This is a genomic window from Stenotrophomonas sp. YJH_SMC_4, assembly GCF_059371575.1.
On the sequence record NZ_JCAFUR010000003.1, the window covers coordinates 132,932 to 145,148 of the forward strand.

General features: G+C 62.0%; 15 protein-coding genes and 1 tRNA gene. 5 read left to right on the forward strand and 11 right to left on the reverse strand.

What is annotated here, in order from left to right:
• Positions 1-170: 170 nt before the first annotated feature.
• Positions 171-1,001, forward strand: a complete 831-nt coding sequence (locus AC5P9F_RS06660) for a universal stress protein (protein WP_005409403.1) — start codon at positions 171-173, stop codon at positions 999-1,001.
• Here AC5P9F_RS06660 and AC5P9F_RS06665 read toward each other — a convergent pair.
• Entirely contained in the window at positions 949-1,842 is an 894-nt protein-coding gene (locus AC5P9F_RS06665) for an AraC family transcriptional regulator (protein WP_005409402.1), read from the reverse strand. The genes AC5P9F_RS06660 and AC5P9F_RS06665 overlap by 53 nt on opposite strands.
• 146 nt (positions 1,843-1,988) lie before the next feature.
• Between AC5P9F_RS06665 and AC5P9F_RS06670 the strand changes: the two genes are divergently transcribed.
• Entirely contained in the window at positions 1,989-2,549 is a 561-nt protein-coding gene (locus AC5P9F_RS06670; RefSeq protein WP_005409401.1) for a GNAT family N-acetyltransferase, read from the forward strand.
• Between the two features lie 7 nt (positions 2,550-2,556).
• Here AC5P9F_RS06670 and AC5P9F_RS06675 read toward each other — a convergent pair whose 3' ends face one another.
• The 3 genes from AC5P9F_RS06675 to AC5P9F_RS06685 form a co-directional block, all read right to left on the reverse strand.
• The gene (locus tag AC5P9F_RS06675; protein ID WP_099497631.1) at positions 2,557-3,021 is read right to left on the reverse strand and encodes a GNAT family N-acetyltransferase; all 465 of its coding nucleotides are present in this window, start codon (positions 3,019-3,021) and stop codon (positions 2,557-2,559) included.
• A 173-nt stretch (positions 3,022-3,194) separates the two neighbouring features.
• Positions 3,195-3,677 (reverse strand): hypothetical protein, encoded by a 483-nt coding sequence (locus tag AC5P9F_RS06680; protein WP_005409399.1) that lies wholly within the window; start codon positions 3,675-3,677, stop codon positions 3,195-3,197.
• Between the two features lie 253 nt (positions 3,678-3,930).
• Positions 3,931-4,006 (reverse strand) — tRNA-Arg (locus tag AC5P9F_RS06685).
• A 232-nt stretch (positions 4,007-4,238) separates the two neighbouring features.
• On the opposite strand from AC5P9F_RS06685, the gene AC5P9F_RS06690 reads away from it, so the two are divergent.
• Complete coding sequence (locus AC5P9F_RS06690; RefSeq protein ID WP_005409398.1) at positions 4,239-4,694, forward strand: hypothetical protein; 456 nt, start codon at positions 4,239-4,241, stop codon at positions 4,692-4,694.
• A 317-nt stretch (positions 4,695-5,011) separates the two neighbouring features.
• Here AC5P9F_RS06690 and AC5P9F_RS06695 read toward each other — a convergent pair whose 3' ends face one another.
• From AC5P9F_RS06695 to AC5P9F_RS06705, 3 genes are all read right to left on the reverse strand, one after another.
• The gene (locus tag AC5P9F_RS06695; protein ID WP_005409397.1) at positions 5,012-5,203 is read right to left on the reverse strand and encodes a hypothetical protein; all 192 of its coding nucleotides are present in this window, start codon (positions 5,201-5,203) and stop codon (positions 5,012-5,014) included.
• Positions 5,204-5,600: 397 nt separating this feature from the next.
• Positions 5,601-5,858 carry a hypothetical protein gene (locus tag AC5P9F_RS06700; protein ID WP_005409395.1) on the reverse strand — a complete coding sequence of 86 codons (258 nt, stop codon included), beginning with the start codon at positions 5,856-5,858 and terminating at the stop codon, positions 5,601-5,603.
• Positions 5,855-6,217 (reverse strand): hypothetical protein, encoded by a 363-nt coding sequence (locus AC5P9F_RS06705; RefSeq protein ID WP_005409394.1) that lies wholly within the window; start codon positions 6,215-6,217, stop codon positions 5,855-5,857. The genes AC5P9F_RS06700 and AC5P9F_RS06705 overlap by 4 nt, the downstream gene beginning before the upstream one ends.
• A 234-nt stretch (positions 6,218-6,451) precedes the next feature.
• Here AC5P9F_RS06705 and AC5P9F_RS06710 point away from each other — a divergent pair, with 234 nt between their 5' ends.
• The gene (locus AC5P9F_RS06710) at positions 6,452-7,804 is read left to right on the forward strand and encodes an aspartyl protease family protein (protein ID WP_005409393.1); all 1,353 of its coding nucleotides are present in this window, start codon (positions 6,452-6,454) and stop codon (positions 7,802-7,804) included.
• Between the two features lie 295 nt (positions 7,805-8,099).
• Positions 8,100-8,624, forward strand: a complete 525-nt coding sequence (locus AC5P9F_RS06715; RefSeq protein ID WP_005409392.1) for a DUF1993 domain-containing protein — start codon at positions 8,100-8,102, stop codon at positions 8,622-8,624.
• A 777-nt stretch (positions 8,625-9,401) separates the two neighbouring features.
• On the opposite strand, the gene AC5P9F_RS06720 is transcribed toward AC5P9F_RS06715, so the two are convergent.
• The 4 genes from AC5P9F_RS06720 to AC5P9F_RS06735 form a co-directional block, all read right to left on the reverse strand.
• A complete protein-coding gene (locus tag AC5P9F_RS06720) occupies positions 9,402-9,557 on the reverse strand; it encodes a hypothetical protein (RefSeq protein ID WP_158230117.1) in 156 nt (51 codons plus the stop codon).
• Between the two features lie 226 nt (positions 9,558-9,783).
• Positions 9,784-10,071 (reverse strand): hypothetical protein, encoded by a 288-nt coding sequence (locus AC5P9F_RS06725; RefSeq protein ID WP_099497670.1) that lies wholly within the window; start codon positions 10,069-10,071, stop codon positions 9,784-9,786.
• A gap of 38 nt (positions 10,072-10,109) precedes the next feature.
• Positions 10,110-11,726, reverse strand: coding sequence for a phage tail tip fiber protein (locus AC5P9F_RS06730; protein WP_224119413.1), 1,617 nt, complete (start codon positions 11,724-11,726; stop codon positions 10,110-10,112).
• 94 nt (positions 11,727-11,820) lie between these two features.
• Complete coding sequence (locus tag AC5P9F_RS06735) at positions 11,821-12,153, reverse strand: hypothetical protein (protein ID WP_005409388.1); 333 nt, start codon at positions 12,151-12,153, stop codon at positions 11,821-11,823.
• Positions 12,154-12,217 lie beyond the last annotated feature (64 nt).

Sequence of the window (12,217 nt, forward strand, 5' to 3'; positions counted from 1 at the left end):
AAAGCGATGGGGTGTGGGCTGGCCCTCACGCTAGCATGAATCATCAATTAATAAATTGAATCAAATATGATTCACACGAATCACGAATGCGCTACAACGGGGGTGCGTCCGGTGCACCCGGGTCGGTGCACGGCAGGGAACGCGTCACAGGCATCGAGGGAGACAACGCCATGCTGCACCCACTACGCGATATCGCCGTGCTGTTCGACGCCAGCGACACCGGGCACCGCGTTCTCAACATCGCCGCCGACCTGGCGCAGGCCCAGCAGGCGCATCTGGTCGCAGTCTCCACGGCCCTGCATCCCACCGACATCGCCAACGGCTTCGCGCGCGGTGCCGGCATCGCCGCCGCGCTGGACCACGAGGCCCGCGCGGATGCCGCCTGCACCGCACAGCTGATGCAGAACCTGCGTGCCGTGTCCGAGCCGCTGCAGATCAGCACCGAACTGCGCATCGTCTCGGACTACCTGGGTGGCGCCGACCTGGCGCTGCAGTCGCTGTACTGCGACCTGATCATCGCCGGCTATCCGCACACACCAGGCGCGCCCTCCGGCTGGCATCCACTGGGCACGCTTCGCCAGACCGGGGTACCGATGCTGCTGGTGCCGCCGCACTGGAAGGGCGAGCAGGTCGGCCGGCGTATCGTGGTGGCCTGGAATGCCAGCAAGCAGGCACGTCGTGCGGTGGCAGATGCCCTGCCTCTTCTGGCCCGGGCGCAGGCCGTGCACCTGCTGATGGTCGACACGCCCAAGGCTGAAGCGGCACCCGGCGCTGAAATGGCCCAGCATCTGGCGCGGCACGGCGTTGAAGTGGAGATCCAGGCGATCAGCTCCAGCCAAGGGGGCGTAGCTGCCACCATTCGCCAGCATGTACTTGATGCCGAAGCCGATCTGCTGGTGCTGGGGCCCTACAGCCGCAGTCGCGTGGTCGAGCGCGTGCTCGGCGGGGTCACCGAGGATCTGCTCGCCGAAGTACCGGCGCCCTTGTTCGTATCGCACTGATACCGCCCTGCCCCGCCCGGCGGTAGCCGGTCAGCGATTGGCCGGTGTGCCGCCGGAAATAGCGGCACAGGTAGGACGCGTCCTCGAAACACAGGCGTTCGGCGATGCGTCCGATCGGCAGTTCGCTGTAGCTCAGCAGCGCCTTGATCTCCAGCACCACCTGGCGGTCGATCAACGCCTTCGGCGTTTCGCCGAAGCATTCCCGGGTCACCTGCGAGAGATAGAACGGGGTAATGCACAGCGCCTCGGCGTAGGACTGCACGTCGCGTTGGCGCGTGCTGCGCTGGCCGACCAGTTCCCAGAAGCTCCAGGCCAGGCGCTCGCGTCGGCCGACCTGCGGCGCCGCCTCGTAGTATGCCGGGAGCAGTGTGGCGAACTTCAGGAAAAAGGTCTGCAGCAGGTTGCGCAGCATCACGTGCCGATGGCGGCCACCGTTGTGCTGGGCATCCATCAACTGCTGCAGCCAACCCTGCAGCAGCGGCACCTCCAGCGGTGACGGTACACAATGAGGGTGCTCGTGCAGGAACTTGAACAGTGCATTGGGCAGCACATAGGCCACCTCCGAGGCCAGCGCTTTCGGCACCAGGCAGGCCACCGCAAGGAAGCCGCGCGAACGCTGCCGCAGCAGCGCCAGCGTATCCTCCGCCAGCACCAGTACGTCGTGCCGCTGCACCGCCACTTCGCGGAAGTTCAGTGCGAACCGCGCACGCCCGGACACGCACACCAGCACCGTCAGATAGGCGTGCCCGAACGACAGCGGAACACCCAAGCCTTCAGCCAGCGTACTGACTTCCAGGCGCATGGATTCGTCCTGTTCCAGAAGCTGGGGAATGCGATCCATGGGCCGATCCACTGGGATATCGCGGCAGAGCATATCCGCCCGAACGAAGAAGTTGTGAAAAGTACCGAAACCATCAAGGTCCCGCCCTGTGCTCCCCGCCCGTCGAAACCTAGCCTGTGCACTCTCTCTCCACCGACGGACCCGCCATGCAACTGGCCACCCAACGCTTGATCCTGCGCCCCTGGCGCGACAGTGACGCCGCCGATCTGTACGAGTACGCCCGCGACCCGCGTGTGGGGCCCATTGCCGGTTGGCCACCGCATGCCAGCGTAGAGGAGAGTGCCGACATCATCCGCACCGTGTTCAACCGACCGGAGGTCTACGCCCTGCAGAGCCGCGAGAACGGGCGTGCCATCGGATGCGTCGGCATCCTGATCGGTGCAGACAGCAACTTCAGCTTGGGCGAGCGCGAGGGAGAGATCGCCTACTGGATCGGCGTACCGTACTGGGGTCGTGGCCTGGTACCCGAAGCTGTACGTGAGGTGATGCGGCATGCCTTCCTGGATCTGCAGCTGGACGCGTTGTGGTGCGGCTACTTCGACGACAACCTGCAATCGATGAGCGCGCAGGCCAAATGCGGTTTCCGCCATCACCACACCGAGGTCAACCAGTTCAACCGCTTTCTCGCCGACTACCGCACCGAACACATCAGCCGCATCACCGCCAGGGAATGGCAGGCACAGCAGACCGTACCACTACCCACATGATCACGGCTCAGCCGTCGCTGCGCTGCATGAAGAACAGTTCCGGCGTCGAGGCATCTTCCACCGGCTGGAAGCCGAAATCGCGGTAGAGCGCGACCGCCGCGACGTTGTCACGATAGACACGCAGGCTCAGGCGCTGCACATCCGGCGACCGCAGGGCCTCGGCACACAACAACTGCATCAGCACCCGGCCCAGGCCGCGCCCACGCGCCTGCGGCGAGACAATGATGCGGCCCAGGTGGGCAGTGCCGGGCGCGGTCAACCAGTACTGGCCGAACCCCATGCACGCACCCTCCCCGTCCAACAGCACCCAACCCGGGCGCTCGGCCAGTTCAAGAGCCTGTGCGAATGCCTCAGGCAGCAGAGGAAACGCAACGCCCGGGCCAGCCCAGCGTTGCGTCGCTGCAACCGAATCGAGCCAGCCAGCGATACGCGGATAATGCCGAGGTTGAACCGGTTGCAACTGTGCGGGCATATGGAAGCCTGTGTGGTCCCGTCAACCTGCCGCGGCCGCTGCCTGGGTTGGAGGCTGATGATCAGGCGCTTGCAGCGGACGTGCTTGCGCGAACTGGGCTGCGGTAACAGTGCGTAAGACGGATGTCCCCTGCAGGAAGCCGCCGCACTCGACGGCGGCGACCTGTCGGCGCTTTACCGGCAGACGTACTCGCGTGCCGACTCGATGGTGTCCACGTCGAGCTCTTCGTATTGGATCTCGACGGTTTCCATGCTGGACGCGGTGACCACCGCGCGCGCGCCAAGATTGCAGGCGGCAGGCAGCCCGCCAGCGTACGCTTGGCCATTGATCGCATACGCCAGGCCGTAGCAGGCCGAGCCGAGCTGGAACGGATTGTGGTTGCAGGCCATGAGCTGACTGTTGGCAAGGTCACTGGAAGCCGTGTAGTTGGACGTCCAGCCACTGCCGGCATCGCTGCCGCAGCTACCCGGGTACCCCTGGATCTGCGCACCGCTGGAGTCGCAGGTGTGGTAGGCGAAACTGCCGAAGAAACTGGTCTTTACGTACGCGGTGCGGCCGCTGTCTACCCATTGTGCCGCAGCAGCGCTCTGGGCAAAGGCGGACAGGCCGAGCAGGCACACGGCAGCAGCGGTGAGAGGTTTCAATCCCTTCAACATGACTATCGTCCTCGGTATTGGCGTAGTGCACGCCTCATGCGTGCCAACCGAGTCTACCCCGCAGGTATACGGGCAAATATGACAGGCTCGACAGTCTGGGCCCTTCTGCGCACCCGATGCCTGAAGGGGAAGACGGCTTCGTGGCGAGCGCCGCCTGTTGACTGGCCATTGTGACCACTGCGACCAAAGCACTGGAAGGTGCCGTGGAACAAGGAGCGCCACTCGATCACCAATCGTCGCAAGTGACTGATTCTGGTGACCCCGGCCCGATTCGAACGGGCGAACTTCCCCTTAGGAGGGGGGCGATCTACCTATACGTACCAACGGTCAAAGGGCAATTTGTGCCAAAGCTGTGCCAAACGGGGCGGGCCTGACGGCTGCAGCCACTCCAAACAGTAGCTTGGGATGCTCCAGCACTACCCCTTTAAATACAGCAACTTAACCATGCAAATCGCTCCGCAAATTGCAATTTCCATGGGCATAAAATGCCTATAGAATTGGGGGTACGCCAAGGATTGCGGAGCGACAAGCGCTCAGATTCTGGCGTCATCAGGGGGATGAATGATCGACGAATTGAGGGGCCACTGGCCCGTTATCGAGCAGCATCCATGGGACTTCCTGTGGGTTTTCGTTATCGGGTTGTCGGCTGGATGGGCAGCGTCCGCACTGTGGCGAAAGCTAACATCAGAGAAACAACCCGCCCCTCGGCAGCCAGGCGCAGTTGCCAAGCTTTTGAAGCGCGCAACTGAGCGTAAGTTCAAGCCGAATGGGATTCAACGCAACTGCGTTCAGGGCTTGCGATTCCATGACCACAGGCACCTGACGGTCGAGCAGCTAAGCCAGGTCATGCAGAACAAGTACCCCGTTTCAGACGTCCAGCAGGCCTTAGAGCAACTGGACGAACAGGGGTGGGTGCATTGGCAGATCAGCGAAGAGACCTTTAGACCCGCCTACACCCTCCAGGGCAAGGGACTTGATTACGCGAGAGAGATGAATTTCCAAGTGCGGGCCCCATAGGCTCACATCCCTCACACCTTTGGGTAATGATCCCAGCGCGGACTCCGTCGCCCCTTTCTCGGATCCGTCGCCCTGGGATTGGCCTCCGCCTGCGGGCGGACCGGCTGGAGTGCCGCCATCACTCGGGCGGACGCAGCCGCTGCCGCCTCGTCCAATCGCTGGGCCTGCTGCTGTTGCTCGCGGGTCGAAGGTAATGCCCGTAGCGGTTCCGTCGGCATGATGGGCCTGCTATCGGTCAGCCGGGCAACGGCCTGGCGCAGAGGCAGGTCGGGATACAGCCTGGCGGCACACCAGCGCTCGGCGTAGCGCTTTGCCTGTCAGACGTTGGCGGCGCGCACTTTCTTCACCTGCCACATTTTCTGGCCTTCCATCCATAGCCGGACCCCAGAACCGCCATCCGGCGTGACGCTGGCCGTCTCGCGGCCGTTGTACCAGAGCGCCCAGCGCTCACCGGTCTGGACCCAGCCAGAGGGGATCGGGGTGGTGCGGAAGCCGTGGGAAGAGCGCATGGCCGGGAGGATACGGCCGGCCGTCGCAAAGCCTGCGACGGGGACAGGATCCGGTCAGGGACCAGTCCGGGTGATGACCACTTCTACCTCGCCACCGCAGGGGCATGACGCGGACTTAATGACGTCCTCGCCGTACGATGGTTCGGTCCGCAGGGAGAAGACTTTGGAGTCCGGGCCACTCCAGCTCCCCCCGGAGTAACCAGAACCCTTTTGATGCGCCGATGGGGTGTCGACGGTTCCGCAGGCCTTGCAGGTCAATCGATAGTGAGTCGAGTCGATGATGCCCATACGCCCTCCGGTTTTTGAACCAGAGCATATTCCTGCCGCTTCCGTCACGCCACTGGCGCTACTGTCTGGCCATGTGCAGCCGATTCGTCCAGCTACCTAGCCTCAAGCGTCAGATCGGTCCTAGGTCCTTCACCACAGCTTGGCCCTGCTGCAAGAAGCCGATCAGCAGACGGCCGCCGGCCACTTGCCGACCAATCTGCTCATTGAGGTAGTGGGCCTGCAGCCGCCCTGCTGTCATCAGATCGTCCTGCAGCATGCTGGGCGCGATGCCCTTGAGTGGGTCACCTGGTGACGCGAACTGGCCACCGATCGGCTGGACCGTGGTCGCGCGCCGACTGTCGCTCTTGGTATAGGCAGTGGCCATCATCCTGCCACTTCCCGACGACCAACCGCCCAGGATGATCTCGGTCCCCCCAGCTGTTCGATTGGCAGGTCAGCCTCCGCCGCGGCCTTCTCGTAGTTCAGCCATAGCTGGTCCATTACAGATCCCATCTCGGCGGACAGCTTCTCAATGGAGAAATCCGCACGGAAGCTGGCCTGCAGGACCAGCTCGTAGGTCTTCAGGAAAAACTGGGCCGCACCTCTCGCCGCCAGCAGCACGTTGTGCTGCGGTATCAGGAGCATCTTGGCACCAGCAGAGTGGGCGCCGGTAAGCGCATCCTCCGCAAGCGTATCTACTGCAATGACAAGCTGGTCACGGCTGATCAGAACATTGAGGATGCTCATGGGGCGCGTCCATTGGCAAGCCGAGACTATGGCTGGAGCACTGCCCAGTGTCCACTGGATCTGAACCGGCGCGGCGCTGCGTAGCTGCTGCACCAGCGGAACGGCCCGCCCGGACCATGTCCCTGCTGATCCACGAGGCAACCCATATACCGTCGTTCAGGGGTCGAGCGGCGGCGATGGAAGTCGTGATGGCCGCCATGCTAGGTTCCAACCGGGTAGAAGGGAGCAACCTCAATGAATCGACGCTGGTGGGGCGTGAGTGCATTATTCGTTACGGCAGTGGCTTCAGCTGCGACAGCCGACACACCCGAGGGTGAACTGAGCGATCCCTACGGCTATACCCGCAGCGTACGCCGTGCTGAACTGGGCGCGCTGCAGGCGATGGGCAAGACGCAGGGCGCTAAGGGGCTGCTTGGCCAGACAGGCTTCTACCGTGTCCGCGGCGAAATCGACCGCTCCAGCAAGGCCGCCGAGCAATGTCTTCAGGCGGTGGCCAACGAGCCCCGCGAACAGGTAAAAGGCATCGAGTACCTATGTGCAGCCTCCTTGGCAGGCAACTTGCTCATCCGGGGCGATATTGCCGGATGGGCGACGCAGATGATCCAAGTTCGAACGCTGCTGGACCGCGATATCCGCCCAATGCTCAAACAGCAAGCGGGCGACATCCACCTAGCGGGCATCAGCGAGCCGCATTTCGAGCGCTTCACAGCTTGGCCACGCACTGCCTTGGCGGCACAAACACCTCCAAGCGATATCCATGTTCCCATCCAATTGCAAAACGAACTGCCGACACTCAGCCTGAAGATGCGCACTAAGGCCGGTGAGCGCGAGCTGCGCGTACACGTGGACAGTGGCGCAGCGCATTCGCGCATCGGGCGCACGCTGGCAGCCGAACTCGGGCTGGAACTCACCGAAGGTTTCATGGTTGCCGATGGAAAGGCTGGGGCGGTGTATGCGCTGGCGTCGCCGGTGACTCTGGACATCGGAAGTGTTCTGGTGCGCGATATCTCCTTTGCAGTGCTGGGCAAGGACGATCTACCGCGCATCGGCCTGGACGTGTTGCGCGCGCTTGGACGGGTGCGTATCAACCAAAACGCCCTTGTGATCCAGGCCGCTGCCAGCCCGGTGCCATGCGCGCGACGGATGGCGACACTATCCTCGCTGTGGGGCGATGCGTATGACGTCCGCTATCCGATCCGTGCCGGCAAGCAGAATGTGCTGGTCAAGGTGGATACCGGATTCAACGGTGGCTTCCAGGCGCGCGGAACGCTGCCCGCCCGCCCACCGGCAGCTGCTATACGGCGCAAGAACGTGATCACCACCGAAGGCAGCGAAGATATCCAGTACGTGGAAGCAACCACGCCGGTGATGATTGGCGACGAAGTTCTGAATCTCCCGATGGACATAGGCCTTTCACCTGGGCCTAGGCCGTTGTTCAATCCCGAGTGGCGCTTGGGTTTTGCTTCAACCCAGCGTTACAGCCTGTACATGGATGTTGCTGGCACCTACGGTTGCCCAGTTGCCGTTCCCGAAGCACCGCCGCTGTTGCCACCGAAGCCAGTTACCGCGCCGCCCACCGGCGACTGATCGGCGCTGGACGAAATCGTCAATTTGCCAAAATCGCAGGGTCGAGCCTGGCTCGACTCTTTGTCGGCGAGCCGCTCCTCACGCGCCCCGGTTGAGCGGCCTGCGGCCCCAAGCGCCGCGCCGAACCAAAAACGCTAGACCCATACAGGGATGTCTGGCCACCCCTCAAGTCAGCCAAAAATGTATGTTCTATGCCCGTTCTGTCCAGTGAACCCGATGCATCCGAGCCAAGAAGATCGTCGAATTGCTAAGGTCCAGCGATTCCGCCTAGGTTTCCAGCGAACAAGGTAGCCCGATGTCCATTCATCAACTGAACGTTTGTGGCTCAGCACAGATGCTCCGCGCCCTCCGAGGTCAACTGGAAAAGGCCGAGGCCCACGCCAAGACCCTCGGATATGATCCGGGCAACTTGCTGTTAGCGCGATTGGCGCCAGATATGCACTCCCTTGCCAAGCAGATTCAGTTCGTATGCACCCAAGCCCGTGAAGTGATCAGCCGTCTCGGTGGCAAGCCCCTGCCGACACTCCAGCCGCCGAGCGACATGGACGAAGCACGTGCGCTCATAGACCAAACGCTGGAGTACTTGACCACCAGCGAAGCGGAAGAGATCGATGCCGGCGCCTCGCGTCATGTCGTGATCGAACTGACTGGTGGCCTTGCATTCGAAATGAAGGGCGATGAGTACGCAACGAACTGGGCAACACCTCAGTTCTACTTCCACCTGATAACCGCGTACTGCATCCTACGCCATAACGGCATCCCTCTGGGGAAGGCAGACTATGTGCCCCACATGTTCGCGTGGATACGAAAGGACGGCTAGCTAGCCGCCGGTGATGGAGGCCTCCCGCGTCAGTCGCACTGTCAACACGTCGCCGCGGAAAACGGCGAGAATCTGCGATTGCCCGTACCTTGAACTGCCCAGCCATGGCTGGGCAGCAGGGGATCACATGAAGACGTAACCCAAAGGACCGTCAAGGATAGCGCCAGGCGCCCCGTCGCAATCCGCGCGAAGGGTATCAAAATGCCGCGACTTCCCCTCCCAGAGATGGCGGCAGCGGTACAGGGGAACAGTACCTGGCAACTGGGCTTGCGAGATGTAGCCCCGTAGATGCGAGTATGGGAGCATCGGCTGCCCCTCACAGTTCACGTCGGTGCTACTGAAGGTGTCCCAGGGAGTATGCGAGACACATTCGCGGATCGGCAAGCTGTTCTCAAAGGGAGTCAAGGAGATGAATCCCAAAGTTCCCTCAATGTGCCACCCATCCCGCAAGTAGAGACCGTAGTCCCAGTTCACGCTCACGTGTGAGCCAAGGTTAGGTCTGTAGATGCGGACGACCTCGCTCAAGGTAACGCCAGGCGGCACAGCCAGCGTCGGGTTCATCTGAACTGCTGCGTTTGCCACACCAGACAGATCGGACTGGCTGGCAGGAGCGGACGCTGCGCTACCGGCTGCCAGAAGCAACGAAATTCCCAAAAGACATGCTTTCACGGACATCTCCATTTCTTTAATCGCGAGCCTCTTGCTCGCCGGACCATCCTAGCGGGGCTTGCAAGTCCGCGACATGACCTAGTTCCCACAGCCAAAAACGTCACTGTGTCAGCCGAACCCCAGCGGCACCTCTGTCAGGTCCACGATGAAGATCGTGGCCCTCTGAGGGCCCATAGTCACGCCGCCGACCGGGAAGGTGTTGGTGATGAGATTTTGCGAGAACGTCTCATGCTTTGACATGAAAATTCTATTGTCGCTGGTCATGTGGAATGCATCGGCGTAGCCAGTACACCGGTCCTGGGATACCGATGCGTAATAGAACCTGGGAGACGGGATGGCGATGCCAATCTTGGTGCCAGGGAAGAACTGGCCGACCTCAACGACTGGATCTGCCCGGTCCCTTGGTTCCGCACACGAAGTCCGACGGCCATCAGCTGTAGATCCCGTAGTGAAGGGTGATGCCGCCCACGGTGTTGGTGATCGACTGGCTCTAGAACATCTCCATCCTGACGTGATAGTTCACCACGTCAGGACCCCAGGACCAGTTGATGCTGTTGCCTGTCACGGTAACGGAGGGGACCAGCATTCCGTACACCGATCGCTGCCCCTCGCAGGTGAAGTAGTAGAAGGGCTCGCCGCCGGAGAAATCATTGACGACGAGCCCGCCATTCGCCTCAGGCGGCGCCACCCATTTGTTGTTGGAGTTCACCGGGTTGTAGAGCGGGAATCTGTACGACCCGATCATCTTGGACAGCTTGGTGGTGACCGTGGTCTCCACGTAGCCATCAGCTCGTCGTATGCGGAGCCCGACTAGGGTCACAGCAAGACCCCCACTTCAACAGCTGGAACTCCGTTCGGGTGATAGACGTAGACGCCTTGATTGACTACGCGCAACTTGTAGCCATCTGGCGTGTTCCCGTTCAGTTCGAAACCACCGTCCTTGCTGATTCGCCAACCGGTTTGCCCTGGAACATAGTTGTCTGACTGGATGACGCCACCAATCATTGCGTTGGTGATCGCCGCATCCGCGATGTTGGCCGTGTTGATCCACGCCGTTCCGATCAGCGCCTGGTTGATGAAGGTCTGGCCGCCCTGGATCACGAACGGTGAGGTCAGCTGCCCGTTGACCAGGTTGACGAACGCAAAGCGATCGGCGGTGAACAGCACCTGGCTCTGGTAGCTGCCGTCCGGCTGGTTCTCGATGCCGATGCCCATGCCGGCCGCGTAGTACTGCCCGTTGGCGGCGATCTGCAGCTTCAGGCTGTACGAGGCGCTGATCTGCCCGTCCAAGTCGACCAGAGCCTGCGAGGTGGCCTGCACCATCGCCCGGGTTTCGCCCACCGCCGCCTCGGTGGTATCCACGTGCCGGCTCAGCGCATAGTCGCCACTGGCAATGACCGTCAGCGTGGTGACCGTGCCTGCAAACGAGTCCTCATCACCTGCGTTCCAGTCCTCATCGCCCGCATGCTCGGCGCTGTACTGCGCGACCAAGCCGTCCACACGGTTCCCCACCGCGGTGACCTTGCCGTCGATCTCCGTAACGTCCAGCTCCAGCTGGTCGATTCGCCCAACCAACGCACCGGCCTCGGCCACAGCATCGCCCACACTCTTCCACTTCGTGCCCGGCGGTTCCTCATTGCCGGGGGGGGCGTCGGTCCACAACCAGATCTTGCCGTTGCGCACCACCGTCTGGCCCGCCTCATACGTGGCATCTGCGTCCCAGATCAACGGGACGATGCTGCTGATGCTCTCGATTTCCGACAGCAGTTCCTGCCTCAGCGCGCTCTTGTTGATGAGGCCGGAGAAATACGCGTCGTACTCGGCCACGTCGGTGCTCGACTCGCCCACCACGCCTGCACCGGCCGGATACCACGGCCCAATGTTGCCGCTGCGATCCACCAGCCGGCCCCAGAAGTAGAACTTCGCGCCGGCGGCCAAGCCATCGAGCCGGTGCCGGTTCTGGGGATAGGCGAAATCGCCCAGCTTCGTCGCGCTTTCCAGACTCGGTCCCGGGCTGCGCCAGATCTCGGTGCGTTCGGTGTCGGTTGCCCCGGGCGGGAACGCCCAGGCCAACTGGATACCGAACACCATCGACGCGGCCGTCAGCGACGTCACCCAAGGCAGTTCCTTCAGCAGCTGCTGCAGCGTCTGCGGGTTGAACTCGGGCTTGCTACCGTGGAAGGTCAGCTCACCCTGCCACTCCCAGCCACCCACCGAGGCAGCCAGCATGCCGATGCGGCTGGCTTCGAGCTGCTCAGCACTCACCTTGCCGCGGTGGCTGATGCGGTCGTTGATCGACTTGCGGGCTGCGGCCTTCACCTGCAGATGGCTGTCGGGCAGCAGAACCAGCACCAGGCCCACCGGCTCCTGGGTTGCCGGGTGGAGGAGTTCCAGACGGCGCTCGGCCGCCACGATGTTGGACAGTTCGGTCATGGTCGGGTCTCCGAAAAAGAAAGAGCCCGCACATGGCGGGCTCCTTATTGGGTAAGTCAGGGAATATCAGCTAACTTATGAACAGCGCATCGTTCTAGATCGATTTCCAGTCAATTCCCGCAATTCGCTTCAAACGCGCCACAGAGTCAGGCTTGATCTGCAGGTCGGTTAAGTCGCCAATAGTCACACTTCGAACGAACGCCATCGCTTCGCCAAGTGACGCAAGTTCTTGGCTTTCCCAGGTACAGGTGACCCAAACCCACGTCTCCTTCTTTGACTGGCGCTTGTGCGTGTACTGGACCTCAATCGGCTTCACTCCCGACACGCGACCTAGGCAGACCATGAGTCGCCGTTGATTGTCGTAATCCGGATCCACGCTGGATACGGTCAGTTCAAGAGCGTGGTTGCCCTTGCGATCAAGCCTCATGAGCGACTCCTTTCAGATTGGCCGTCAATTCTGTGGTTCATTCGTAGGAACATGCAATCTCGCA